At 63.9% G+C, this 26,463-nt stretch carries 22 protein-coding genes; 14 read left to right on the top strand and 8 right to left on the bottom strand.

All coding sequences use genetic code 11. From position 1 onward, the window contains the following. Positions 1 to 156: 156 nt before the first annotated feature. The 7 genes from MB84_RS11265 (at position 157) to MB84_RS11235 (ending at position 8,773) form a co-directional block, all read left to right on the top strand. Positions 157 to 2,469 carry an FdhF/YdeP family oxidoreductase gene (locus MB84_RS11265; protein ID WP_046291848.1) on the top strand — a complete coding sequence of 771 codons (2,313 nt, stop codon included), beginning with the start codon at positions 157 to 159 and terminating at the stop codon, positions 2,467 to 2,469. After that, the gene (locus MB84_RS11260) at positions 2,462 to 2,749 is read left to right on the top strand and encodes a helix-turn-helix domain-containing protein (protein ID WP_052653180.1); all 288 of its coding nucleotides are present in this window, start codon (positions 2,462 to 2,464) and stop codon (positions 2,747 to 2,749) included. The genes MB84_RS11265 and MB84_RS11260 overlap by 8 nt, the downstream gene beginning before the upstream one ends. Positions 2,750 to 2,980: 231 nt before the next feature. Continuing rightward, positions 2,981 to 4,033: a fatty acid desaturase family protein gene (locus MB84_RS11255; RefSeq protein ID WP_052653178.1), complete on the top strand. Its 1,053-nt coding sequence runs from the start codon at positions 2,981 to 2,983 to the stop codon at positions 4,031 to 4,033. A 331-nt stretch (positions 4,034 to 4,364) separates the two neighbouring features. Then, complete coding sequence (locus MB84_RS29870; protein ID WP_052653176.1) at positions 4,365 to 4,643, top strand: hypothetical protein; 279 nt, start codon at positions 4,365 to 4,367, stop codon at positions 4,641 to 4,643. Next, a complete protein-coding gene (locus MB84_RS11245) occupies positions 4,633 to 4,887 on the top strand; it encodes a hypothetical protein (RefSeq protein WP_052653174.1) in 255 nt (84 codons plus the stop codon). The genes MB84_RS29870 and MB84_RS11245 overlap by 11 nt, the downstream gene beginning before the upstream one ends. A gap of 10 nt (positions 4,888 to 4,897) precedes the next feature. Next, positions 4,898 to 6,478, top strand: a complete 1,581-nt coding sequence (locus MB84_RS11240) for a PepSY-associated TM helix domain-containing protein (RefSeq protein WP_046291845.1) — start codon at positions 4,898 to 4,900, stop codon at positions 6,476 to 6,478. Positions 6,479 to 6,538: 60 nt separating this feature from the next. Next, positions 6,539 to 8,773, top strand: coding sequence for a TonB-dependent siderophore receptor (locus MB84_RS11235; RefSeq protein WP_157122693.1), 2,235 nt, complete (start codon positions 6,539 to 6,541; stop codon positions 8,771 to 8,773). 139 nt (positions 8,774 to 8,912) lie between these two features. On the opposite strand, the gene MB84_RS11230 is transcribed toward MB84_RS11235, so the two are convergent. The 6 genes from MB84_RS11230 to MB84_RS11205 form a co-directional block, all read right to left on the bottom strand. Then, entirely contained in the window at positions 8,913 to 9,683 is a 771-nt protein-coding gene (locus tag MB84_RS11230) for a ferredoxin--NADP reductase (protein ID WP_046293665.1), read from the bottom strand. A 275-nt stretch (positions 9,684 to 9,958) separates the two neighbouring features. Next, positions 9,959 to 10,981 (bottom strand): UDP-glucose 4-epimerase GalE, encoded by a 1,023-nt coding sequence (gene galE, locus MB84_RS11225; RefSeq protein WP_046291844.1) that lies wholly within the window; start codon positions 10,979 to 10,981, stop codon positions 9,959 to 9,961. 139 nt (positions 10,982 to 11,120) lie between these two features. After that, positions 11,121 to 12,497, bottom strand: coding sequence for an exopolysaccharide Pel transporter PelG (gene pelG, locus MB84_RS11220; RefSeq protein ID WP_046291843.1), 1,377 nt, complete (start codon positions 12,495 to 12,497; stop codon positions 11,121 to 11,123). Further along, positions 12,497 to 14,227, bottom strand: a complete 1,731-nt coding sequence (gene pelF, locus MB84_RS11215) for a GT4 family glycosyltransferase PelF (protein ID WP_245725532.1) — start codon at positions 14,225 to 14,227, stop codon at positions 12,497 to 12,499. The genes pelG and pelF overlap by 1 nt, the downstream gene beginning before the upstream one ends. Before the next feature lie 5 nt (positions 14,228 to 14,232). Beyond that, positions 14,233 to 14,817, bottom strand: coding sequence for a hypothetical protein (locus MB84_RS11210; RefSeq protein ID WP_157122692.1), 585 nt, complete (start codon positions 14,815 to 14,817; stop codon positions 14,233 to 14,235). A gap of 558 nt (positions 14,818 to 15,375) precedes the next feature. Further along, a complete protein-coding gene (locus MB84_RS11205; protein WP_245725531.1) occupies positions 15,376 to 16,674 on the bottom strand; it encodes a PelD GGDEF domain-containing protein in 1,299 nt (432 codons plus the stop codon). A gap of 58 nt (positions 16,675 to 16,732) precedes the next feature. Here MB84_RS11205 and MB84_RS30930 point away from each other — a divergent pair, with 58 nt between their 5' ends. Further along, positions 16,733 to 16,936, top strand: a complete 204-nt coding sequence (locus tag MB84_RS30930; protein ID WP_046291840.1) for a hypothetical protein — start codon at positions 16,733 to 16,735, stop codon at positions 16,934 to 16,936. 181 nt (positions 16,937 to 17,117) lie between these two features. On the opposite strand, the gene MB84_RS11195 is transcribed toward MB84_RS30930, so the two are convergent. Beyond that, a complete protein-coding gene (locus MB84_RS11195; protein ID WP_046291839.1) occupies positions 17,118 to 17,942 on the bottom strand; it encodes a phosphodiesterase in 825 nt (274 codons plus the stop codon). A gap of 475 nt (positions 17,943 to 18,417) precedes the next feature. On the opposite strand from MB84_RS11195, the gene MB84_RS11190 reads away from it, so the two are divergent. Both MB84_RS11190 and MB84_RS11185 read left to right on the top strand, forming a co-directional pair. Next, on the top strand, positions 18,418 to 18,696 hold the full coding sequence (locus MB84_RS11190) for an HU family DNA-binding protein (RefSeq protein WP_039398613.1): 279 nt from the start codon (positions 18,418 to 18,420) through the stop codon (positions 18,694 to 18,696). Positions 18,697 to 18,971: 275 nt separating this feature from the next. Next, positions 18,972 to 20,009: a CHAD domain-containing protein gene (locus tag MB84_RS11185; protein ID WP_046291838.1), complete on the top strand. Its 1,038-nt coding sequence runs from the start codon at positions 18,972 to 18,974 to the stop codon at positions 20,007 to 20,009. Between the two features lie 27 nt (positions 20,010 to 20,036). On the opposite strand, the gene MB84_RS11180 is transcribed toward MB84_RS11185, so the two are convergent. Next, positions 20,037 to 22,151, bottom strand: a complete 2,115-nt coding sequence (locus MB84_RS11180; RefSeq protein ID WP_046291837.1) for a heavy metal translocating P-type ATPase — start codon at positions 22,149 to 22,151, stop codon at positions 20,037 to 20,039. Between the two features lie 482 nt (positions 22,152 to 22,633). Between MB84_RS11180 and MB84_RS11170 the strand changes: the two genes are divergently transcribed. The 4 genes from MB84_RS11170 to MB84_RS11160 all read left to right on the top strand — a co-directional run bounded on the left by MB84_RS11170 (position 22,634) and on the right by MB84_RS11160 (position 26,454). Then, positions 22,634 to 23,110 (top strand): Cd(II)/Pb(II)-responsive transcriptional regulator, encoded by a 477-nt coding sequence (locus tag MB84_RS11170; protein ID WP_046291835.1) that lies wholly within the window; start codon positions 22,634 to 22,636, stop codon positions 23,108 to 23,110. Positions 23,111 to 23,533: 423 nt separating this feature from the next. Next, complete coding sequence (locus MB84_RS11165) at positions 23,534 to 24,784, top strand: NAD(P)/FAD-dependent oxidoreductase (RefSeq protein WP_046291834.1); 1,251 nt, start codon at positions 23,534 to 23,536, stop codon at positions 24,782 to 24,784. A gap of 195 nt (positions 24,785 to 24,979) precedes the next feature. Then, positions 24,980 to 25,123, top strand: a complete 144-nt coding sequence (locus MB84_RS29865) for a hypothetical protein (RefSeq protein ID WP_157122691.1) — start codon at positions 24,980 to 24,982, stop codon at positions 25,121 to 25,123. Then, positions 25,120 to 26,454, top strand: coding sequence for a putative bifunctional diguanylate cyclase/phosphodiesterase (locus MB84_RS11160; RefSeq protein WP_052653170.1), 1,335 nt, complete (start codon positions 25,120 to 25,122; stop codon positions 26,452 to 26,454). Before MB84_RS29865 ends, MB84_RS11160 begins: the two co-directional genes overlap by 4 nt. Positions 26,455 to 26,463: the final 9 nt, after the last annotated feature.

Raw genomic sequence — 26,463 nt, 5'->3', positions numbered from 1 at the left:
CGGGCATTACCCGCTCGACATTCGCGCGAAGTTGCGGGCGAAATGTCTCGCAATTATGCATCAATTTGCCTATTTTACGTCAACCGTTTTCCTCTGGACGTTGCGCTCCCCCGAAGTTGGCGCAATGCGCCGGTCACTCTTGCCCGAACACGCGCCATGTCTGCCCCGAAAATTGCCCCGTACGACCGCCCTGCCGGCGGTTGGGGCGCGCTCAAGAACGTCGCCATCCAACTCGTCACGCAAGGCATCCCGCTCAAAGGCGCGCGCACGCTACTCAGCGCGAACCAGCCCAGCGGCTTCGATTGCCCCGGCTGCGCCTGGCCGGACCGCGAGCATGCGTCGACCTTCGAATTCTGTGAAAACGGCGCAAAGGCCGTCGCGGCCGAAGCGACCAAGCGCCGGGTGACGCCCGAGTTCTTCGCCGCGCACACCGTCACCGAGTTGCTCGAACTCGACGACTACACGCTTGAAGGTTACGGCCGCCTCACGCATCCGATGCGCTACGACGCCGCCACCGATCGCTATCTGCCCATCGAATGGGATGCCGCGTTCGCCATGATCGGCGAGCATCTGCGTGCGTTGCCCGACCCCGACCAGGCGGCGTTCTACACCTCGGGACGCACGAGCAACGAAGCGGCATTCCTATATCAACTGTTTGTGCGTCGGTACGGCACGAACAACTTCCCCGATTGTTCGAATATGTGTCATGAGCCGACCAGCGTGGGGTTGCCCCCGGTCGTCGGTCTGGGCAAAGGCACGGTGACGCTCGAAGACTTCGAACAGGCCGATACGTTGCTGTTGTTCGGGCAAAACCCGGGCACCAACCATCCGCGCATGCTCGGCGAGTTGCGCGAAGCGGCCAAACGCGGCGCGACCATCGTCTCGATCAACCTGTTGCATGAGCGCGGCCTCGAGCGCTTCGCGGACCCGCAAAGTGCGGGGGAAATGCTGAGCATGGGCGGCACGGCCATCAGCGGCCACTATGTCACGCCGGCGAGCGGCGGCGACTTCGCTTTCGTGAAGGGCGTCATCAAACACGTGCTGGCGCGTGATGCCGAGGCCCGCGCCAACGGCGACCCCGCCCTGCTCGACGACGCCTTCATCGCCGAACACACGCACGGCTTCGACGGCTTCGCCGCCGACGTGCGCGCCGAGCGCTGGGATGACCTTGAACGCGCGTCCGGCGTGTCGCAGGCGCAGATGTGCCAGATTGCAGACGTTTATCTGCGCGGCGAGCGGGTCATCGCGACCTGGGGCATGGGCATCACGCAACACAAGCAGGCGGTGGCAACGATCCAGATGATCGTCAACCTCATGCTCCTGCGCGGCAACATCGGCCGTCCGGGCGCAGGGCTCTGCCCCGTGCGCGGTCACAGCAACGTCCAGGGCGACCGCACCGTCGGCATCAACGAGAAGCCGACGGCCGCATTCCTCGACCGGATCGGGCAGGTCTTCGACTTCGCGCCACCGCGCCGCGAAGGCCTGGGCGTCGTCGACACGATCTCGGCAATGCTCGCCGGACAGATCCGGGTCTTCATCGCGATGGGCGGCAATTTCGCGATGGCCACGCCCGATACGCCACGCACGTGGGAAGGTCTGCGTCAGTGCGACCTGACCGTGCATGTGGCGACGAAACTCAACCGCAGCCATCTGGTGCACGGTCGCGACGCACTGATCCTGCCGTGTCTCGGCCGCACGGAAATCGATAGGCAGAACGGTGCAGTGCAAGGCGTGAGCGTCGAAGATTCGATGAGCATGGTGCACCTGTCGTACGGCATCAACGCCCCGGCGTCGGCGCATTTGCGCTCGGAGCCCGCCATTGTCGCGGGCATGGCGCAGGCGACGATGGGCCGCGCCGTCGGTGGCCATGACGACTGGCATTGGTACACCGAAGACTACGACCGCATTCGCGACGCCATTGCCGCCACGTTCGACGACTTCGCCGACTTCAACCGCCGCGTGCGCCATCCGGGCGGCTTCCGCCTATCGGTGCCGCCGTCGGAGCGCCAATGGCTCACCGCCAACGGCCGCGCGAACTTCACCACGCACCCGCTCCCCGCCGAGTTGCCCATCGACGTCGCCCGCAAACAGGCGGGGGATCGCGGCGCAGACGTGTTGCAACTCGCCACCATCCGCTCGCACGATCAGTACAACACCACGATCTACGGGCTGAACGACCGGTATCGGGGCGTCTTCGGTCAGCGTCGCGTCGTCTTCGCGAACATCGAGGATCTGGATGCACGCGGTCTGCGCGCAGGCGAGCGGATCGACCTCATCGGCGTATGGAACGACGGCATCGCCCGGCGCGCGGACGACTTCCTGCTGGTCGCCTACGACATTCCGCGCGGCAGCATCGCCGCGTACTACCCGGAGACGAACGGGCTCGTGCCGCTCGACGCCGTCGCCGACGGCGCAGGCACCCCGACATCCAAGTCCGTGCCGGTGTTGCTGGAGCGCCGCCTTGGCTGACTTCCCCAGCACCGCCGACGGCGAACTGGCACAGGCGGAGCAAGAACTCGCCCGCTTGCTGCAAACGCTCGCCGACGGGCGTCGCGAAGGCCGCGAGTCGATGTCGCTCGCGCGTCTGGCCAAGCGCAGCGCATTGCCCATGAGCACGCTGCTGCGCTATCTCAGCGTGCTCACTGAGGCCGGGTGGGTCGCCCTCGAAGACGGTGAGCGCGGCCTGCAACTCGCCCGGCTGACCTCGACGGGGGCTGAGCAGTTCGATAGCCTTGGCAGTCCTCAGTAACCTGCCCGTCCGTAAAGAATCAGCCGCGTACGACGGAAACGCGACGAAAGTAAGGCGCCGCAATACGACTGACATATTTCCATCCTGGCACCCGGCGTACACTCTCGTCGCTACGGGGTGGATCGCCGCCCCGGGCGCTTACGTTGCCCGATGCGATCCGCGCGCCCCATGCGATCCGTTCGACATCGGCGACGTCAGGCCACGTCATGTCCGCCATGCCCCGGAGACTTCATGGAGAACGTCGTTGCGCGCCCGGTCGAGATCGACGCCGCCACGCCCTGCGTCAGCGCCACGGTCGAGAGCGTTGCGACGCCTTCGCCAGCGCTGTGGCGTCACGCCAGACCGTCGCGTTGGAACCCCGTGCTGATCGGCGTGACGACGCTCGCCGGATTCTGGCAATGGCTGGGACTGGGATGGGCGCTGCGCCATGGGGGTGAGATGGCGTTGCTGACGCTGCTGCCCGTACTGCTTCTCACGCCCATGCACTGGGGGCTGATCCACGAGTCCATCCACGGCCAGCTACGCCTCAAGCCCCGCGCGAACGAACGCACCGGCCGCTCGCTCTCCTTGCTGCTTGGGCTGCCCTTCGAGATCATGCGATTCGGGCATCTGATGCATCACCGGTTCACGCGTCACCCCTACGACCGCCCCGACATCTCGACCTTGCCCGCCGATGCGCCGTTCGTCGCGCGTGCCAGACGTTGGCTCGGCTATCAGTCGCGCCTGCTGGGCGGCATGTGGTTCACGGAACTGTTCGCACCGCTCATCGCCTGGTTGCCGGTCAAGCGCCTGCCCTCGCTTGCCGTGAGCGCACTGGGGGCCGACCCGCAGGACGACGATGTGCGTCGCCGTGTCGTGATGTTCGCCTCCGATCCGGTGCGACGTCGCCGTATTCGACGCGATTTCCTGGTGATGCTCCTCGCACTCGGTGTTGCGGTGTGGGCGTACGGTCCCTGGTGGCCGGTATTTGCGGTGACGTTCGTCGCGCGCGGCATCTGGCTGTCCATCGCCGACAACCTGCCGCACTACGGTGTGGCGATGGACGAACCCGCACGCTCGCGCAACTTCCGCTCGCCCGCGTGGGCACGCCTGCTCGTGCTCAATCACCATCTGCACCGCGTTCACCATCAGTACCCCACTGCGCCCTGGCACCTGCTGCCGGAAATCGACGCCGCGCAACCTTCGTCCGGCCCGGTCATTCCTTACTGGCAGGCCATCCTCCGCCAGTTCCGCGGACCGCTGCCAGCCAGCAGCCTGACGACCACCGTCCAGTTCGCGCAATAGCGCCTTCGCGCCTTAATGACAACGACGCCCCGGGCGTCGTTGTCTGCGCGCCACGCAAGACGCGCGGCCTGTTGTGGATTTCGGACCTATCCTTTCAGGATTTGTCCGAATCATGATATAAATGCGAATCGTTTTCGTTAACGTTTACATCACCATTCCTCTGAATGCGCGATGTAACGAGCGACCGACGCCGTCTGTGGATTTGCGCTGCCAGCCACGTCGCCTCAGGGCGGCGTTTTCGTTTCCGTTGCAGCCTGACGACAGATGCGAGGCGCTCGGCATAACGTCCGTATTCCTGCTTTTTGCGCTCACTTATCAGTCACTCGCGAGCATGTTGATTGCATTGGCCATTGCACTGGCATGGGTGGCAGGCGCCGCCTGCTACCTCACTTCGGAACACCAGCGACTGTGCGCGCAACGTCTGGCGGCACAGCCTGCGCGCGCGATAGCCCTGATCGCAGCCATTGCGAGCCTCGTTTGCTGGTGGTTGGTCGCCGGTCCGTCGGCCGGTATTGCCTCCGCGTTCATGTCGCTGTGCTTCGGCCTGCTTTTCTGGCCGTATGCGGCGGGTGGCTGGCATTGGCTGCGCGGAGACGCCCATGTGGAGTAGAACCTTCGCGGGCCTTGTGCTCGGCTTCTTCGCGGCCATCGCCGTGTGCGGCGCCATCGCCTACATGACACCGGCCGGCTGGCAAACCGCCGCCATCCCCGTCATCGCCCTCTTCCCGCTCGTGTGGCTGGGCCTGTTCGCCGTCGTCTACGCGAGCCGCACTGCGGCGCGTGCATGGGTCGGCATCGGAGCGACCACTGTCGTCGCATGGGCCGCGCTGCTGTTGGCGCGCACTGTCTGGTAAGGATCGATCGATGCGCGCCCAAACCCTTCGTCAATACCTGAGTGTCCATACGTGGGCCGGCATCGTGGCCGGTTTCGCATTGTTCGTCGCCATGCTCGGCGGCGCGCTGACCGTCTTTCATCACGAAATCGAACGCTGGGAGCAACCGGTGACGCGTCATGCGCCACTCTCGCTCGCGCAGACGGAGCAGCTCGCCGAGATGGTTCGTGCGCAGTATCCGGCCGCCCGCGAGCAAATGGGCGTGGTGCTGCCGAACCATTCGCCCATGCCTTTCGCCTACTGGCAGCAGCCCGATGGCGAATGGATGCGGGCGCGATTGCGTCTGAATGCAGACGGCACTGCGTCGTCGCTCGTCACGGGCGATGCGCGCCCCGGTCTGCCGAACACCGTCAATTCGCTGCATTACTCGCTCTCGATTCCGACGTACGGCCTGTACCTGATGGGCGTCGTGTCGCTGTTCTATGGCATGGCGCTGATTTCCGGCGTGATCGTGCACCTGCCGCGCGTGACGCGCGACATCTTCGCGCTGCGCCCCGGACGCAATCTGAAGCGCTTCTGGCAAGACGCGCACAATGCCATCGGCGTGCTGAGCCTGCCGTTTCATATCGTCTTTGCGCTCACAGGTGCACTGCTGTGCCTGAGCCTGCCGCTGATGATGGCGTTCAACGTGCTGACGTTCGAGAACAAGCTCGCCCCGCAGTTCTTGCAGATGACGGGCGCCGTGCCCGCCAGGATCGCACCGGTCGACGGCAAGCCGCTCGATCTTCAGGCAGTGCTGGCGCGCGCCGAACACGCCGCCCCCGATCTGGAGACGACGGCCGTCGCCTGGTCGCGCTACGGCAAACCGGACGCCGTGGCCGAAGTCTATGGCGAAGCAAACGATTCGCTGGGCGTCTTCGGTGCCGTGGCGGTTCGCCTGAACGACGGCGAGATCGTCGGCCAGCACAGCCCCGGCGTGCGCGACACGAATCACGCCGTGCTCAGCATGATCTATGGCGCGCACTTCGGTAATTTCGCGGGCGACGTCATGCGCTGGGTGTACTTCATCCTCGGCCTGATGGGTGCCGTGCTGGTATACAGCGGCAATCTGCTCTGGCTCGAATCGCGCCGCAAGCGCAACGCCGCCATTCAGCCCGCCAACCTGCGATGGATGGCGAAGGCAACGGCTGGTGTATTCCTTGGCACTTGCCTCGGCATCGCTGTGGCGTTCGTCGCTGCCGTGGTCGCGCCGGGTGCGACGTCGCTGTCGATCTTTGTCGTCACGATCGTGCTATCGATGCTCTTTGCCGCGCTGAGCGCGCCTGCGTTGGCCGCGACCGGATTGCTCGTGGCGACTGCGCTCGCCTGCCTAGCAATTCCCGCCGTCGATGCGATGTTCACGCCCGACAATCTCGTGCGCACGCTCGCCAATGGCGACTGGGTGCTCGCTGGCGTCGATCTGATCGCCCTCGCCGGTGCCGCGATCTTCGCGCTGTTCGCGCGTGCGACCTGGCGTCGTGCACGACTCGGCGATCCGAACAGCGTCTGGGCACGCCCGACTGCGTCAGCCCAAACCACGGCACAGGTCATGCCGCACACACCCCACAAATAAAAGATCGATTCACGACGGACGCGCTGGCACACGGCGCGTCATCTACAGGGAGATGTACCGATGTTGCAACACCGCCCGCTTGCAGGGCGAGGATTCGCTCGTCCTCACGCCGCGCACGACCTGAAGCCTCACCACGTTCCAGCCCCCTCGCCCATCACGCGCGCCATCGCTGGTGTGTTTGCGATATGCGCGGCATCGCTGACCGTCGTGTCCGGTACGGCTTACGCACAGCAGGCGCCGCAGGTGTCGGAGGGGCAACCCGCCGCGAAAGACACTGCGGTGCTGCCCACGACGACCGTGTCGAGCAACCGCGATGAAGACGTCAAGGTCGAGCGGGTGACGAGCGGCGCACTCGGCACGCGGCGTGCCGTGAACACGCCGTTCTCGGTCGTCGGCGTGAACAGCGAGCAGATCAGGAATCAGATGGCGCAGACGGCGACGGATGCCTTCAAGTGGGACCCGGCCGTCACCACGCTCTCGGAAAACAAGCGCAACGAAAACTCGTACTTTGCAGTGCGCGGTATGCGCGTCGACATGCTCGACGGCACCAAGATCGACGGTCAGAACTTCGTCTCATGGCAGGCCGACATTCCGCTCGAACCGTTCGAACAGGTCGAGCTGCTCAAGGGGCTGTCCGGCTTCATGTACGGCTTCGGTGCGCCGGGCGGCATCGTCAACTACGTGCTGAAACGCCCGACGGACGAGCCGCTGCGTCAGTTCTCGGTCGGCTGCGAAGCCAACAACGTGTGGAGCCAGAAGCTCGATCTGGGCGGACGCTTCGGCCCCGACAACCGCTTCGGCTATCGCCTGAACCTCGTCAACGAGGAAGGCAATACCGCCGAGCCGAATAACCATGTGCGTCGTAAGACGATCTCGTTCGCGACCGACTTGCGCATCACGCCCGATCTGACGTGGTCGGCCGACATCGCGTACTGGAAGCGTCAGACGACGGGCACGCTGTTCGGCATGAGCTTCGGTGGCGCGACGGCGGCCCCCGACGCCAACAAGGTCGCGCGCAATCTCGCCCAACCGTTCACGTACTACGAAACCGATGCGCTGACCGCAGGTACCGCCCTCGACTACCGCATCGACGATCAGTGGAAGGCGAACTTCAAGTATCGCTTCGCACGTCAGAATCGCCTGAACGGCGACAGCTTCCTCTTCGTCACGAATTCGGCCGGCGATTACACCGACACGCAGTACAAATGGAAGACGGCGTACTACTACCAGGCATGGGACGCCATGGTCGAAGGCAAATTCGCCACCGGCCCGTTCAAGCACAACGTCGTGTTCGGCGTCGCCTACCAAAGCCAGGTGAAGCTCAACGACAACGGTCTGGGCGGCAACGGCATTTCGCTCGGCACGAGCAACATCTACAACCCGTCGCTGTTGCCGAATCAGGACATCGGCATGGACTACCAGCCGTACCGCAGCGAGAAGATCTCGCAACGCGCCGCCTACGCGAGCGATACGGTGGACATCACGTCGCGAATTTCCGCGCTGGTCGGCTTGCGTTACACACAGTTCAACGACGATCTGTATGACATCAACGCACAGACGACGGCCTCGTACAAAGCCAAGCCCGTCACCCCGACGCTGGCACTGATGTACAAGACGGACAACGATTCGACCGCGTACGCGAGCTACGTCGAATCGCTGGAACCGGGCGGCTCGGCCGCCATCACCGACAGCAACTATCCGACGACCTACGGGCCGCTCAGGAGCAAGCAATACGAAGTGGGCTGGAAGGCCGACAAGCAGTCGTGGGGCGCGAATCTGGCGCTGTTCCGTGTCGAGCGCGGCTACGGCTACACCAACGCGTCGAACTTCTACGTCCAGGACGGCACGCAGCGCTTCCAGGGGCTCGACGCCAGCGGCTGGGTGCGGCTGGCGCGTGACTGGCGCGTGATGGGCGGCGTGCTGCTGCTCAATACGAAGGCCGTGGACGTCGACGATCCGAACGTTGCAGGTAAGCGTGTCTTTGCGGCACCCCGCTATGTCGTCACCGGTCGTGTCGAGTACGACACCCCGTTCGTGCGCGGCCTGACCGTGGCGGCGGGCGTGAAGGTGACGGGACAGCAGGAAGTCGACGCCGCCAACACCTTGTCGATTCCGGCTTATACGACGATCGATGTGTCGGCCAAGTACGCCACGCGTATTGCCGGAAAGTCGGTGGTGTTGCGTGCCGCCATCAACAACCTGACGGACAAGCACTACTGGACGACCACGTACAACGGGTTCGTGCTGCCCGGCTCGACCCGCACGTTCCTCGCCAGTGCGACGATGGATTTCTGATCGTCGGCCGAGAGGTTCATGAAATGAAAAAGGGCCGCTCGATGAGCGGCCCTTCTCTCGGCGGCGGGACAACTGGCGAAAAATGACGCTAGCCCCGCCCCCTCTCTTCTGCTTGTTCTGCCTACTGTGCAATCGTCGATCAGCCGACGAAGGCGCGCTCGACGAGGTAATGGCCCGGCGCGTGGTTGTGACCTTCCACGAAGCCGCGCTTTTCGAGCAGTTCACGAGTGTCCTTGAGCATGGCCGGGCTGCCGCACAGCATGACGCGGTCGTGTTCCGGCGAAAACTCCGGCAGACCGATGTCCGTGAAGATCTTGCCGGACTCGACCAGTTCCGTAATACGACCCTGATTTTCGAAATCTTCACGCGTGACCGTCGGGTAGTAGATCAGCTTGTCGCGGACATACTCGCCCAGATACTCGTGCTCCGGCAGATGCTGGGTGATCAGATCGCGGTAGGCGAGTTCGCTGGTGAAGCGGCAGCCGTGCACCAGGATGATGTGCTCATAGCGATCGTAGACTTCCGGGTCGCGGATGATGCTCATGAACGGTGCAAGGCCCGTGCCCGTCGAGAGCAGATACAGATTCTTGCCCGGCAGGAGGTTGTCGTCGATCAGCGTGCCCGTGGGCTTGCGGCCAACGATCACCTTGTCGCCCGGCTTGATGTTTTGCAACCGCGAGGTGAGCGGACCGTCCTGCACCTTGATGCTCAGGAACTCCAGCTCTTCCTCGTAATTGGCGCTCGCCATGCTATAGGCGCGCAGCAGCGGCTTGCCATCCACTTCCAGGCCGATCATCGTGAACTGGCCATTGACGTAACGGAACGAAGCGTCGCGAGTGGTCTTGAAGCTGAACAACGTGTCGGTCCAGTGGTGGACTTCCAGCACGGTCTGTTGATTCTGAATGCTCATATTGACTTGACGTTTAACGGAGGCGGCGGCACAGCGCTTCGGCACGGTCGAACGGGTCATTGCCCCGTACAACCAGACTTGCCTGAACGACGCTTTCGCAGGCCATCCTTGACGGCCCGATGCCCGAACTCCAGGCGCATCAGGTGTACGCACTATCGGTTATGGACGGGAAAACCCCGCCATTTTACCCCAATTGGGAATAGCTTTCATTTGTCCCCAACGTCATTAAAGACATATCGATATGCCTGAGAGGCATATCGGACGGGGCTGGCCAATCAGCGATAGCCGTTCGGATTCTGATGCTGCCAGCGCCAGTGGTCTGCGCACATGCGCGCCAGATCGTACTCGGCGCGCCAGCCCAGGAGCGCCTGCGCCCGCGCCGGATTGGCGTAGGACATACCGATATCGCCCGAGCGGCGCTCGACGATCTGGAACGGCACCTTACGGCCGCTGGCGGCCTCGAAGGCGTGCACGACTTCCAGCACGCTGCGCCCTTGCCCCGTGCCCAGATTGACGGTGAACCCGGCGTCGAGCTTGCCCAGCCCGGCCAGCGCCGCCAGATGACCCCGCGCCAGATCCACGACATGGATGTAATCGCGAATCCCGGTGCCGTCCGGCGTAGGCCAATCGCCCCCATAGATCTTGAGGACCGACTGCTTGCCGACGGCGACCTGCGCGACGAACGGCATCAGGTTGTTGGGCGTGCCGCCCGGATCTTCGCCGATCAGTCCGCTTTCGTGCGCGCCGACCGGGTTGAAGTACCGTAAGACACCGATGCGCCAGCGCGGGTCCGATTGGGCCGTATCGGTCAGCATCTGTTCGGCCATCAGCTTGGTATGGCCGTACGGATTGGCCGTGGACAGCGCCGCCGTCTCCTCGACCGGCACGCACACCTGATTGCCGTACACCGCCGCCGACGAACTGAACACCAGATGCCGCACGTCGTGACGGTCCATCGTCTCGATAAGCGTCAGCAGGCTGCCGAGGTTGTTCTTGTAGTACAGGAAAGGCTTCTGAAGCGACTCGCCGATGGACTTGAGTGCCGCGAAGTGGATCACGCCGTCGATGCGGTGACGGGTGAATACGTCTTCCATGACGCTCGCCGAGCACGCATCGCCTTCGACGAATACGGGCGCGCGCCCGGCAATGCGTTCGATGCGCGCTACGGCGTCGCGGTGGCTGTTGCACAGATTATCGAGAATGACGACGTCGTAGCCCGCCGCCAGAAGCTCGACACACGTATGCGAGCCGATGTAACCGGCGCCGCCGGTAACGAGAATGGTGCCCAGATGGTTCATGAAGATGCCTTGGCAACGCCCGTGTGGCGTGGCCGATTCGCACAAATGTGCACGACGATTGCAATCGCGAGACCCGGCATCTTACTCCAGCCGTTCGCGCCATGCCACTCGCGGTCGCTGCGACGGGCCCCATGGACGTTCAGTCGTTCGGCCCCATGTAGGTGTCGTATTCGAGCGCCGCGAGTCGCCGCGTCAGCCGACGTGCGCCGAACGCCAGCACGCACAGCAGTGCAAGCGCGAACCCGTAGCCGTACAGCGCGGGCCCGTAGATCAGACTGATCCCGGTGAACAACGCGTTAAGACACACCAGCAGAACCGTCAGGATCAACACGTCGCGACGCCTGTCGAGATAAAACAGCACGTTGAGCACGCCGAGCAGGAGGACTTGCAAACCGGCCGAGACGACGTCGATACGCAGCAGCGTTTGCCACCCGCCGGGCACCCCGACGAGCCGCAGCATATCTTCGCCGAACGCGAAGACGAGCAACGTCACGACGGCCTGCACCTTCAGGATCTCGTACAGACCGGTACGCACGGCGCGTACCATCAGCACCCGCGACGCCGAAATCTGGCGCAGCGTGCCGCCGTGACGCACCGCGTCGAAATAGGCGGTGTAAGCCTCGGCGAAGTCGGTTTCGATGCGCAGCAGGAACACCGCCATCCCCGGGATCACACTGAGATAGGACAGGAAGACCGGCAGATCATAGAGGGGCGCAGCCCGCAGCAGGCCAATCACCGTCATGCCGGTTGCAGGCCACGCCCAGAACATCAGTTTGTCGATCCACACGCCCAGCCCGAAGCAAACGCCGACCCCGACGAGCGAGAGCCGCAAATTGCGCGGCACGAACACCGCCCATGAAAGCCATGTGGACGTGCGGTAATTGCGCGCGACGATGACCGTAAACCCAAGCAGCAGCGCCGTATGACCGATGACGAAACCGCCCAATAGGCCTGTCAGGCCAAACCGTCCCAGCAGTACGGCGCAGACGACGCTCAGACTGTAGCCCGCACAGAACACGCCGAGAATTGCCCGGTACTGCTTGACGCTCGTCAGAAACAGCACCACGATCCAGAGGTTGCCCAGCAACACGAAACCGATCCACATCAGCCAGCGATAGGTCAATGGCTGTTCGGCGAAAAGCGTTTGCGACAGCAAAAGGCCCATGCCGCCGAGCACGACCGTCGTCACCAGCGACACGGCGTTGAAAGACGGCATCACCGCCTGCGGCTCTCCGGCGAAGAGCCGGTCGCTAAGGTAACGCGTGAAAGCGAGCTGGATCAGCCCGGTCACGATCACGCTCGACGCGATCAGGTACGTCACCGATACCTGAAACTGCGTGAGGACGATCTGCGGATGCACTTGCGCAAGACTCATCAACCCGACCAGCATCACCCCGACCATCGACAGCACCAGCGGCCCCGCACTGATGATCCCGGCGTAGCTGTAAGCCGCGAACGTGCCCGACAGCGTATCGCGGCGCAGCAGACGCCGAAGTTCGAACCCGATCCCGGCCATCAGCGCTCGCCTCCCGGCAGGGGCCGTGTCCCGCCGTCGTCCATCCAGCGTCGGTACAGCGTGCGATAAGCATCGCGAACGGTGTCGAGACGATAGTGCCGTTCGACGCGCGCGATACCGGCAACGCTTGCGGCCTGCCAGGCCGATGGCTCCATCACGTCGACGATGGCGGCGGCCAGCGCTTCGGGGTCGGCCATCGGCACAATGCGCCCCGACCGCCCGAGCGCGCGGTCTTCCGGATCGCCGCCTTCGATCAGTTGACGGCATGCGCCGACGTCCGTCGCCACCACCGGCACCCCGGCGGCCGCCGCTTCGAGCATCACCAGCGGTAACGCCTCGGACACCGACGACAGCGCCAGCACGCCGATCTGCGGCAACACGGACTCGACCGCTCGGTAGCCCATGAACCTCACCTGACACTCCATCCCCAGACTCGCCGCGAGGTCGCGGCACTCCTGTGCATACGCACGGTCTTCGGTGTCCGGACCGACGATCCAGCCCTGCATGTCGGGCCGTGCGCGATAAGCGATGAAGAGCGCGCGCAGGAAGGTCTTGATGTCCTTGACCGGGACCACGCGCCCGATCAGCGCAACGACGGGCGGGATGTCGTCGTGTGCGACGCTCCCCACACCTTTGACGCGTTTGTCCCGAAGCGTCGCAAAGCGTGCAATGTCGACCCCATTGGCGATGCAGCGCGTCTTGTGCGCAGACGCGCCATCGCCGATTTGTCGCAGCCGGCTGCCCTCGTATAGCGACACGATCTCGTTGGACGTGTCATAGCAAACCTGCCCGATGGCTTCGAAGAACCGCATCCAGAGACTTTGGAAGTAGCCCACACGCGAGATATCGCGCTCGAATGGCCCTCGGTTGTCCCGCAGCCACTCGCTTTGCAGCAGGTCGAGCTTGCGTTCCTTCGTGTAGCTGCCGTGCTCGGTCACCAGCAATGCGCGCCCGTTCGTCATGCGCAACATTGCGCCGAGCAACCCCGCGTAGCCCGTCGACACCGTGTGATACATGCGCGCAGGCGGCAAAGCGCCGGCGATGCGTGCGAGTTGCCAGATCGGACGATGCATCGCGCGAATCGTCCAGAAGTAGTCCGTGAACGACGGATCATGGCAAAACCTTTCATAGCGCTCGGTGATGAATTCCCAGGACCGCTCGCTGTGCAGGAACGCCGAGGACGACAGCGGCTGGCCGTCGCGCAGCAGCGCAAGGAGGTGCGCAAGCATGCTGCGCAGACCATCGACTTTCATGTACCCCGCCAAGTCCGCCACGTCCGCCATCCCTGCGTCACCCGCTCTGCCCGACCGGCTCTCGTACCGCTGACGAAACAGATCGTGCATCCGGGCGATGTGGGCAAAGGCTTCGGCGTCGCCTGCGCTTTTCCGGTATGCAGTGCGGGCGCCGTCCACGTCTGTCTGCGTCGCTGACGACGCGTCGGTCTCGTACAGGTAATGCGCTTCGAAATGCGTGACGTTCGCGGGCATCGGGTAAACCGGTGCACCGTAATCCGCGCGGCGGCTGCCGATGAACACGACGCAGAACGTCAGGTCGGGACACGCCCGGATTAGCTGATCGACCCACGACGACACGCCGCCACGCACGTACGGAAAGGTGCCTTCGAGCAAAAGCGCAACGTCTGCCATCGCGGGCGTCGTAGTGATGTCTGCCCCTGTTCGGGACGACGGGGACGACGGATCGGGCGTCGCGTGGAACGTTGACGAAGCCATGGGATTCAGCGCGTCCAGAAACGCACGGCGGGCTGAACGACCGGGGAGGCCGTGACATTGGACACGCCTTTCGCCCCGGTCACACCGGCGCCCAGACCGCCGAGCAACAGCGAAACGCGGTCATAGCGACGGCGCTGGAACGCGGCTTCCGCCAGCCACGGCAACAGGCGCTCGGTCGGAAAGCTGTGGAACTGCGCCTGACGCAAATGCATTTCGGCCACGTCGGGGTTCTGGCGCATCAGCGCACAGCGGCCCAGCAGATACCACATGGACGCATCGTCTTCGTGCTGCTCAAGTGCGTCGCGGGCGAACTTCTCCACGCGCTCAAGCGTGAAACGCAGGACCTCGCCGCGCACCAGGTTTTGGTAAATCAGTTCCCAGTAGAGTTGCGCGAGACAGACGCAGGCGTGTGCGCGCTCATCGTCGTCCCCGGCCGCCTCGTGCCGATCGCGCATCGCGAAGATCTGCTGCATGATCCGCTTCTCCATTCCGTCGAGAATGCCGTACGCGAGCAGGCGCACCTCCTCCACCGGGTCCGCCAGCAAGTCGCGCGCAATCTCGCTCGTGACCCGCGAGGGCAATGCCTGCACGGGGTCAGCGCGGCAACGCGGTCGTCCCGCTCGCCCTGCACGTTACGCAACCGGGCGCGCAAACGCATGCCCTCACCGTGCCGCACGCGCGCGACCAGATGCGAGACGAACCCCGGTGACTCGACGCTGCCCGCCGACAGCGACTCGCGCGGCGGCGGGAAGAGATACCCCATCAGCAGCACGCTCATTACGACAACCATGCCCGCTACCGGCAGGAAAAAGGTCGCCAGCGCGATATGTCCGAACACCCCACGACGATCGCGATAGCTTGCGGGCAGCGCGCACGTCACGAACCCGCCGGCAAGCAGGGCTGCGATCGCTTGCCATGCCAGCACGGCGGGCATGGCATCGGGAACACGGCCAGTGGTGGCGGGCGCAATGAGCGGTGTGTCCCACGTTGCCGATGCCAAAACGAGCCGCAGCACGTGCCACTGCGCCGCAACGGCGAGCACTGCCAGCACCAGCGTCAGCGTCCACCGAATGACCCGCACGACGCGCGTCGCCCCCCGTTGCCGGCGTCGCCAGACCGCTCTCGCGCGACCACTTGTCGAATGGCGCTCAGACATGATCGGTGCAGCGCTCCATTAGCTTGAGCAGGCCGTCGCCCGGAGCGTCGGCGTCGACGTGCGCGGTGTGCACGGCAATATGGCCGCTCTGAAAATCGACGTCGTACTGCTGACGCAGCAATGTCTCCACACGCATCAAATAACCGTCGATGCCGTGCTCGTCCGTGATGGGCATGAGTGCGATGACGATTTGCCGGCGCGGTGTGCCGATCGTCCACATGGCGTCGAGTGCCCGGCGCTGGCGCGCCGTCTGCTCGAACAACGAGTCGCCTCGTGCGCCACGCGGAAACGCCAACGCGACCAGCGACGACTCGATGCCGCTCGCGCGCTTGAGGCGCGAGAGCCGTCCGAGTTCAAGTGCGAAGTCATACGGGGCTTGTGGCACCCACGCTCTGACGCTCGCTACGAGCGGCTGATGCGCGACGCCGTCGGCGTAGTACGCGAGCAGCACCAGCAACAGTTGCAGGTTGTCGTGATTGAGCGCGAGGAACGGCATGCGTCGCACGATCAGTACGCTCGTCAGCGCCCCCTCGGCGTCAATCAGTGGCACACAGGCCAGATAGAGGCTGCTGCCGCTGGCGGCATCATCGGCCTTCACGTGAGCCAGCGCGCCTTCGCTCAGACAGTGCCGCACCAATGGGTCGTCGACGTCCGGCTCGAACCCTTCCCCGACCCGCGCGATGGGCGTCGTCGTCAGTTCGCCTGCACGCACCGGAAACAAGGCGGCAACTTCGATCTGGCACGTCAGCGCAGCGAATTCGAGCATCGGTTGTGCGTTGGGCAGACCGCCGGGCGCACCATGCACGTCCGCCGAACGCCGTACGGTGAGGTCGCGCAGACGCGTCAATGCATCGCGCAATGTGACGGGGCGCGCAAGCAGATCACGCTCAAGACGCTCATGCGACACGCGCAGCAAATAGTGGTTGTGGGTAATCGCGACGAGGCGGTCGCTGTAGTAAGCGTTGATGCCCTGCGATCTCAGCGCGCGATGGGACCAGATGTCACAGAAGTGACCGGCGACGAGCGCCATCGTCATGCCGCCCGCAAAGTGCGCCATCGGAAACGGCGCGCCGGAAGGAGCGCACAGGACATGCCACGCCGCCATGAGCATGGCACCGCTCGCTGCCCCGGCCAGCGAGCCGTAGCGCAAGGCGCCAATAAGCGAAATGAGCCAGAGCCACGGGAATTGCGTGGCGAGCAACAAGGGATCGTCAGGACGCAGCCGCCAGGCTACAAGCACCGCGATCAGCGTGGCGATCAAAACCTCCAGCAGCGCAAAGGGACGCGCCATGGCCGGTGCAACCCGGCGCCCCCAGCGTCCCAGATTTCCAAGCGGTTGCGATCGGCGTATGCGCGTCGTCAATGACGTTGGCGGCGGTGATGGCGTCGATGCGCCGGAAGCCGAAGAAGCGGAAGGAGATGACGAAGCACCGGCGCGATGGGCGCTCGCCGATTCGGCATCGGTATGCATGATTCCCCGTTATCAGAAAGCGCCCTGCCCGGCCTTTTCATTCATGCCTGGGTCATGGGCCACGGATCGACAGTTCCTGTGAAAGACCCGTCGCTCCCGTCCCGCGAATCTTGCGCACCGGGACGGCCTTTGACTGCTGATCCGAACTGATCTCGTATGTTTGATGGAGAGGCACTGTACACACGCGTAGTCCTACTTTCGTCCCCATTTTGGCTCGCCGCCAACCCGCATGGATGCTCAGGACACCGACGCAAGCGACCCGCTTACCGGGGTTCGCCGTCGAACGAAAACGGCCCCGCATGCGGACCGACGTAAGCGAGATGCGTACGCACGCCCGCGCCCGGTTGCCATAGGTGCATGGCGAAGCCCGGCGGCTCAAGCGTGACCGATCCCGGTGCTCCCGCAGCCAGCCCGAGCGTGATCTGATGCGCGGTCGACACACACGTGCTCGCCATGATCCCCGGTGCGCCTTCCACACTCGCATGAATGCTGCGATGTAAATGTCCGCAGATCACTCGCTCGATGTGACGATGCTGCGATACCACCTGCGCAAACCCTGCACGCCCTGCCGCCGAGAGGCCGTAGCCGTCCATGAACTCGATGCCCGTATCGAACGGCGGATGGTGCATCGCGATGATCGTCGGGCGTCCCTCGCAGGCGTGGAGCTGCGCGTCGAGCCATGCGAGTCGCGCTTCGCACAAATGGCCACCCGCGCTCGGCGGGTCTTGCGTATCGAGGGTCAACACCGTGAGCGGGCCGAGATCGGCGCGGTATTGCACGAACGTGTCGTTCGTATGCAAATAGGCGTGTTCCGGAAAAGCGTCGCGCAGCCCTTCGCGGTGATCGTGATTGCCGACCCCCAGGTAGAGCGGTATTTCGAGGTCCGCCAGGCACGCGCGAAGTACTTCGTATTCCGATAGATGCGGTGTGTCGATCAGATCGCCCGTCGCGATGACGGCGTCAGGCCGTGGCGTCCAGCGATTGATGGTGGCGATCGCATTGCGCAAGGCGCGCGCGGTGTCGACGCGTCCGCAGGCGAGCATGCCGGGACGCGTGATGTGGAGGTCGGTGATCTGGCAGAGCAGCATGAAACGGTTCCTCAATGTCGATTTGCGGCGTCACGCTAGCCATCGTAAATGACACCCGAATGACCAACCAAAAGACGCCCGTCCGCGCAAGCCCTAAAACGCTAGGGAAACTCCCAAAGCCCGCCCAGCAAGGGATTGCGCGGAGGCATGACCGGAGATGCCCGCAGATACCGGGGTTTTGCCACCAAGAACAAGAAAGTACGCGGCATTGCGCAACAAAATCGCCGCAAACCGTTGTCAGGACTGGCCCACAGCCCGCCGAAGGCTCTATAATGCGGCTGCCCGGCCAGTGCCGGCGCCCTCACGATGCGTGACGAAACCGGTCTTCGGATCAGGTTCGCGTGACGTGCCGCGAAGGCGACAATCTGGCGTGTGCCGCGTGCCTTATGGCGCGGATACAACACCGACACTCGTCAAATGGCGAAAGTGTTAGAGTTGTCGCCGGTATTCACCACCTCTCAAGGGAAACACTCACATGAACAAACAGGAACTGATCGACGCCGTCGCTGGTGTTACGGGTGCAAGCAAGGCTCAAACTGGCGAAACCATCGACGCTCTGCTCGAGACCGTCAAGAAGGCTGTCGCCAAGGGTGACTCGGTTCAGTTGATCGGCTTCGGCTCGTTCGGTTCGGGCAAGCGCGCTGCGCGTACCGGCCGCAACCCGAAGACTGGCGAAGCGATCAAGATCCCGGCAGCCAAGACCGTGAAGTTCACGGCTGGCAAGGCGTTCAAGGACGCTGTGAACAAGAAGTAAAACCAGTTGCGCGCAGGCCGGCCTCCGTGCCGGCCTATCTTTTTTGCTCGCATCCGGCCCTCGGTTTCAACAGGATCCCTGCGGGATTCCGCGTCTGAATTCCGATGCGCCATGCGCAGCAACGAGAAAGCGTCACGTCATCCTCTCGCGAGGTCCACGACTGATGTGACGTTGCGTGCCTCGCGGGTGGCCTGTGCCCCGCCCTGCGGAAAGCAGGCGCCCGCGACAAAGCGCTGCACCCGTTTTGCCGCGTCATACGCTCCGGCAACTATGCTATGTTGCGTAACATGACACGCGCGCCGTTGGCGGCTTCCGCCACCTCTTCCGAAGTTTTCTCCGCTGCCGGCGCTCGTCAGGCAGAGGAAATCGCGCTGCCGTCGTCTGCCCAAATGCGGCGTATGTCGGCGTCTCGTCTGCTGGTCATGCACGCGGCGTCTGCGTTGGCGCAATGGCCCGCGCTGACCGATGCGGGAGAATACGTGGCCCACATCGACGCCATTCCTCCTGAAGCCGTTCATCAGTTGCGTATCGCGACGCGTCGTCTTCGTGCGCTGATCGACATCTACTCGCCGTGGCTCAAACCGCGCTGGCACCGCGAACTCGTCGCCGAACTGCGTTGGCTCGGGCATTCGATGGGCCCCGCGCGCGACGCGGACGTTTTGACCACCGAGACACTTCCGGCGTTACGCCTCGAATATCCGGAAGTCGACTGGATTGCCGTCGATGCGCATCTGTCGAAGGTTCGCAGCGACGCCCGCGCGCAAGCCGCCGCCGCGCTGACCAGCGACCGCCAGCGCGCGTTGCATGGACTGCTGCGCGATGCCTTTGGCGTCCAGGACAACGGTACGACCGATGCGCGTGCGGCCAAAGCCCTGCGACGTCCGTCGCGTACGCCCGGCAAGCGGCCACGCGCCCTGGCGAAACACGCGCACAACGTGCTTCGCGAACGATACATTGAGTTATTTCCTGATTGTCGCCAGTTGGCCATGCTCGATACCGAGCAGTTGCACGCGTTGCGTGTGAAGATCAAGAAGGCGCGTTACAGCGCCGAGGCGCTCACGCCGTGGCTACGGAAATCGTTTCGCTCGCCGTATCACGAAACATTGCGCACCGCGCAAACGTTGCTCGGGCATATCAACGACGCTGCGCTCGCGCAGCGGGCGCTTGAGGATATGCTCATCTCGATGGAACATCGCGAGACGCTGACGGGACGCCTCGACGCGATCATCGTCAACGCTACCAGCCGCGCCGCGCACGCGCTATGCCAATTGCCCGATGCCCATCGCCTTGAGCGCGGCATGCGCCGCGCTTAGGCATCGGGCAAGCGAACGTCACACGACTCAAACGACCCGGGTACGAAGCAGGCGCATGCCGTTGGCGATCACCAGCAGGCTCGCACCCACATCCGCAAACACCGCCATCCACAGCGATGCCAGGCCCATTACCGCGAGTGCGAAAAACACGGCCTTGATCCCGAGGGCGACAGCGATGTTTTGCTTAAGTACCGTCGCCGAGCGTTGCGAAAGCGCCAGAAAGGCTGGCAATTTGCGCAAATCGTCGTCCATCAGCGTGACGTCGGCGGTCTCGAGCGCGCTGTCCGTGCCCGTCACCCCCATCGCGAAGCCGACGTCGGCCGCGGCCAGCGCGGGCGCATCGTTGATGCCATCGCCCACCATCCCTACGTGCCCGTACTTTTCGCGCAGCGACGACACGGCTTGCCACTTGTCTTCCGGCAGCATTTCGGCGCGCACATCGCTCACACCCGATTGCTCACCGATGACCTGAGCAGTGGCTCGGTTGTCGCCCGTCAGCATGACGGTGCGTACGCCCATTTTCGTCAACCGGGCAATGGCCTCACGACTTTCCTCACGCAGCGTGTCGGCCACCGCCAGCACTGCCAGCGCCTGCGTTTCGCTTGCCAGCACGATAGCGGTGCGCGCCTGCGCTTCGAGACGCGTCAGCTCGGCTTCCACCTCGGCACTGCACACGCCCAGCGATTCGATCAGACGATGGTTTCCGAGGAAGTAGAGCGTTTCGCCGATGCGTCCCTTCACGCCCATGCCCACCAGCGCTTCGAAATCGGTGACGGACGGCAACGCCCCAAGCCCCGCCTGCGCATGACCGTCGACAACAGCGCGAGCGATCGGGTGAGTCGTCTGGGCGTCGAGTGCGGCAGCGAGCGTCAGCGCATCGTCGCGAGAGGTGCCGCGTAATGGCACGACATCGGTCAGGCGCGGTTCGCCTCGCGTGAGCGTGCCGGTCTTGTCGAGCGCGACGGCACGGATCAGGCGTCCGCTCTCCAGAAATGCCCCGCCCTTGATCAGAATCCCGGCGCGCGCCGCAGCGGTCAGCCCGCTCACGACGGTGACCGGCGTGGAAATCACCAGCGCGCAGGGGCATGCGATGACCAGCATCACGAGCGCCTTGTAGATCCACGGCGACCAGGCCAATCCAAACACCAGCGGCGGCACAATCGCGACCAGCAGCGCGCAAAGCACCACGACCGGCGTGTAAATGCGTGAGAACTTGTCGACGAAGCGTTGCGTCGGCGAGCGTTGCTGCTGAGCCGTCTCGACAATGCGCACGATGCGCGCGAGCGTCGTATCGCGAGGGGCGACCGTCGTGCGATACACGATCAGACCGCTTTCGTTGATGCTGCCTGCGAAGACGTCGTCTCCAACCGTCTTGTCGACGGGCACGCTCTCACCGGTAATCGACGCTTGATTCAGTGCCGAGGCCCCCTCCTCGATCACGCCGTCGATGGCAATGCGCTCGCCCGGACGCGCGCGCACCCGCGCCCCCACGACAAGCGTTGCAGCAGGGACGTCTGCCCAGGTGCCATCGGCCTGCTGCACCGACGCCTGATCCGGCGCGAGACGCATCAAAGCCTCGACGGCGCGACGCGCCCGGGTCAGCGATGCCGCCTCGAGCTTTTCGGACAACGCAAACAGCACGATCACCATGGCGGCTTCGGGCCACTGACCGATGAACATCGCGCCGATCACGGCAAGCGACATCAGGAAGTGAATGTTCAGCGTGAAGTGTCGCAGCGCGATCCAGCCCTTCTTGAGGGTCGGCAAGCCGCACGCAAGGATGGCGGCGACAACCATGCCCCCCACCCACAGGCTGTGCTCGGGCACGCCGGACCAGACAGCGACCTCGCTCGCCGCAGCCAGCACACCACCGGCTATGAGCCGGGCGGCGTCGTTTGCCCGGTTGGCGGGCGGCGGTGCGGCTGCACCAGCGTTCTCGCCGGACAGCAGCACCGGCGTCATCCCCAGTTTGCGCAGGGTGTCCGCCACGGCGTCGCGCTCACCGGCGATGTCGGACGCCGACGCGCGCTTGTCGAAAACGACCGTCAGTTCACGCTTGAGCAGGTTGAAATACAACGTCTCGACACCGGGACGACGCTCAAGCTGGTCGCGAATCAGACGCTCCTCCGTGGGACAGTCCATCTGATCGATGCGAAAGCGCGCTTGCGGGGCATCCGTCGTGGGGGCCGGTGCCGACGGCGCAACACTCCCGCCGCCGGCACAGCACGACGCTTCGTCATGCGTATGGGCGGCGGTTACGCCATGGCTGCCGGGGTCATGGTCATGGTCATGGTCATGGTCGTGGTCGTGGTCGTGGTCGCGGTCGTGAGCATGACCGTCGTGACAATGGCCGTGATCTTGGGCATGCCGATGCGCCTGTGGTGGCGTCGCCCGTTCATGCGAATGCCCGTGACAGGTCTCGTGATCATGCCCTTGTGCCGGACCATTTCCATGGCCGGGCATCTCCCGATCCGCCGTCGCCGTAGTCTTCAGACCCGCCGAACGGGCCGAACGGGCCGAATGGGCCGAATGGGCCGATTCCGAAGCGTCAGTCATGTGAACTCCTGGTTACATGATTCGTGTTACCCTTCATTCAAAACCCTGTAGTGACTACGGAGTCAAGCATGAAAATCGGAGAATTGGCCCGGGCGGCGGGCACCGATGTTGAAACCATCCGCTATTACGAGCGCGCCGGCCTGCTACCGTCGCCGCCGCGAACCGACGCGGGTTATCGCACCTACGGCGACGAACACCTGGAAGCCCTGCGCTTCATTCGTCACTGCCGTTCGCTCGACATGCCACTCGCCGATGCCAAACGACTCGGCGAACTGGCGCACGACACCCACGTGACGTGTGAAGACGCCAACCAACTGATCGAGGCACATCTGGCACGTGTGCATTCACGCATCCACGAATTGCAGGCGCTCGAGCAGCAGCTTCTGCATCTGCAAGCGCAATGCCGCAGCCGTCATGAGACGAGCGACTGCGGCATCTTGCGCGCACTCATGCAAGGCGCACAGGGTGAAGCTTGCCCTTGTCACAACGAGACGGAACCCATCGAGGTCGCGTGCGAGCACGACCACAATCACGATCACGCGTAAATCGCCAACGTTCCCGCTTCTTTTCGCGTCGCATACCTGGCGACCCAAACCCATTCTTCACGTTACACAAACGTTCCCGGGCATCACATACGTGATCTCCGCGCAGACGTCCGCCGTTCGCTGCGGCGCTCTGCGCGGCCACCGTCGCACAAGACAAATCGTATCGCATGACATGCGCGTCACGATCTGCGGTCGAGCAAACGCAGCGACTTCACGCCGATGGCACACGCCCTACACGTTTCACAATTGATAAAAACGTAAAAATTGTGAGAAATCGGCCTGTTTCCCGCGAATTAAGGGACAAGTGAACGTAGAATGTCCCGCACGTTTTGCGACTGCCTTACATCGCACGTTACGCATCGCTCCGGATACGCATCGATATGTCGTAATCCGTTTCAATTTTGATCACTTGTCGGAGACCTTATGTCCAGCGATGTATCCGCGACGCCAGCACCCGCGACGGAGAGCAACGCCGACATCGTCATCATGGGTGCGGGGGCGGCCGGCATTTCGGTCGCCGCAAGCCTGCGCCGCCGCCGTCCGACGCTCTCGATCACGATCGTAGATCCGGCCGACACGCATTACTATCAGCCCGCCTGGACGCTCGTCGGTGCCGGTGAATTCGATGCGGCCCGCACCGCTCGCCCGATGTCGAGCGTGATTCCCGAAGGCGTGAACTGGATCCAGGCCGCGGTCACGGCATTCGCACCGGAGCGCCAGCAAGTGCTGCTCTCGGACGGGCGTCGCCTCGGCTACCGCTTCCTCATTGTGGCCCCCGGGCTGCAATTGAATTGGGAAGCCATCGACGGCTTGAGCGAAACGCTCGGTCGCAATGGCGTGACCTCCAATTACCGCTTAGATCTCGCGCCGTACACGTGGTCGCTGGTTCGCGAATTCAAGGGCGGCAATGCCCTGTTCACGCAACCGCCGATGCCCATCAAGTGCGCGGGCGCGCCGCAAAAAGCCATGTATCTCTCAGCCGATACGTGGCGTCAACGCGGTCTGCTGGACAAGACGAAGATCGAGTTTCATCTTGTGGCGCCCGCCCTGTTCGGCGTCAAAGACTACATCCCGGCGCTGATGGAGTACGTCCGGCGCTATCGCATCTCGCTCAATCACCTCTCGCATCTGCGTGCGGTGGACGGTGAGCGCCGTGTGGCGCGTTTCGAGATTTTCGATGCCGACGGGCAATCGCGGTTTGTCGACAAGCCCTTCGATCTGCTGCACGTCGTGCCGCCGCAAAGCGCGCCGGACGTCTTGCGGGCGAGTCCGCTGGCCGACGCCGCCGGCTGGTGTGAAGTCGTCCCGGAGACGCTGCGCCACGCGCGCTACGCCAACGTCTTCGGTCTCGGCGACGCGATCTCGGCGCCCAACGCCAAAACCGCCGCCGCCGCGCGCAAGCAGGCCGTTGTCGTCGCCGAGAACTTGCTCGCTTCGATGGACGGCCGTCCCCTCTCGCTGCATTACGACGGCTACGGGGCTTGTCCGCTGACCGTGGAGCACGGCAAGATTGTGCTTGCGGAATTCGGCTATGGCGGGAAACTTCTCCCTACATTCCCTATCGACGGTACGCATGCGAACCGCTTTGCATGGGTGCTGAAAAAATACGTGCTGCCAAAGGTTTATTGGGACTTCATGCTTCGGGGCCGCGAATGGCTCGCACGCCCACGCTGAGCTGACCGTAGGTGAAACCCGCACTCAATTTTCAAATTTGGGTGCCGTTAAAGGTCAAAGGACCCGGTCTCGCGATCGGGAACGAGCTTCTAGTCGGGCCACGCCTTGCGCGCGGTCTGCCGCAACGCGAGGGAAGCGGCGCACCGGTCTGCACGCTTCGCCCCTCGCATGACGGCCGACACATTTACGCGTCTTATGCAGAACATGATTCAAGGGTTTTCTGGCGGCACGACCTGTTCGACGCGTGGGCTTTTCCTGCTGGATGGCCTCGCCAGCATTGAACGCGCCGGTGACAATCGCTCAACCGTTCAGGCGATGTTTGCCTGCCTGCCGAGATGAACGATACGAACGCGCTGCGACGGCAAGTCGTCCTCGCCGATTTGCTGCTGGATCGCCAGCGGCTTTTGCGCGCCCTCAGTCTTGAGCTGAGGACCCCCAGTCCGCCCAATAGTCACAGCGCGCTGGTCGTGCTGCACGTGGGCCGGGGCCAGCGTACGGCGTCCAGCCAACAGGCCATCTCCGACGCGGATCTGCTCGCGACGGTGGCATTTCGCATCGGCTCGCGTATTCGACGCCGCGACCTCATCGGCCGCGTTTCGGATCAGCAGGTCGCGATCCTGCTACGCGACCTGAGCAGCCGCGAGGCCGCCGTACAGATCACGCGCCGCTTCATTCGGGCTGGCGAATCGCCAGTGCCCTGCGGTAACGGGCTGCTCTATCCGATTGTCTCGGCGGGCATCACGCATCTGCCGCAGGTGCCCGTGTGGCCGGCCACCTTGCTGGAACATACGTCCGACGTCGCCGATCAGGCCATTCGCGAGAGCGCGTCGCGCTTTCTCGTCACCGAAGCCCCGGCCGCGCCGACCGAGGGCATTGCCCCGCCGGACGACGCAGGCAACGAGCATTACTGGCGCGGCGCCATCGGACGCGCGCTGTCGGACTCGGAATTCCGCCTGCACTATCAGCCGCAGATAGACATGCGCACGCACCGGCTGACGGGCCTCGAAGCCCTGATCCGCTGGCAACGGGACGACGAGCTCATCATGCCGGGTGAGTTCATCCCGGCGGCCGAGCGTTGCGACGTCATCGGCCCCATCGGCGACTGGACACTGCACGAAGCCTGCCGTCAGCTCGACAAGTGGCATACGGACGGTGAAGAGTACCCTCGCGTGGCCGTGAATCTCTCCGCTCAGCAAATGCGTGTGCAGACGCTGGAGACGGTTCGCTACGCCCTCAAACACCACCGCGTGCCGCCGGACAAGCTGGAGATCGAGATCACCGAGTCCTCGCTAATCTCGCATCTCGACGAAGCCGCCACGCTGATGAACGAACTCGTCGCGATGGGCGTGCGCTTGTCGCTCGACGATTTCGGCACGGGCTATTCGAGCTTCGTACGACTCAAACGCTGGCCATTCGGCACGGTCAAGATCGACTATCAGTTCGTGGCCGGGGTGCTGCTCGGCGGCTACGATACCGAACTGATCCGCGCGATCATCGCCATCGCCCGCAAGCTCGAAATCGAAACGGTGGCCGAAGGCGTGGAGACCAGTGCGCAACGCGATGCGCTTGCATCGCTGGGCTGTCACGCGTGGCAGGGGTATCATTGCACGCGTCCCTTACCGCCCGGGCATATCGAAACGTTCATTCGAGACTGGCACGGGCGCCTGTAAACGCGTCAG

This window comes from Pandoraea oxalativorans (assembly GCF_000972785.3).
In the GTDB taxonomy this organism is placed as follows: domain Bacteria; phylum Pseudomonadota; class Gammaproteobacteria; order Burkholderiales; family Burkholderiaceae; genus Pandoraea; species Pandoraea oxalativorans.
Note: the sequence above shows the minus strand (reverse complement) of the source record. Positions and strands in the feature narration are given on the sequence as shown.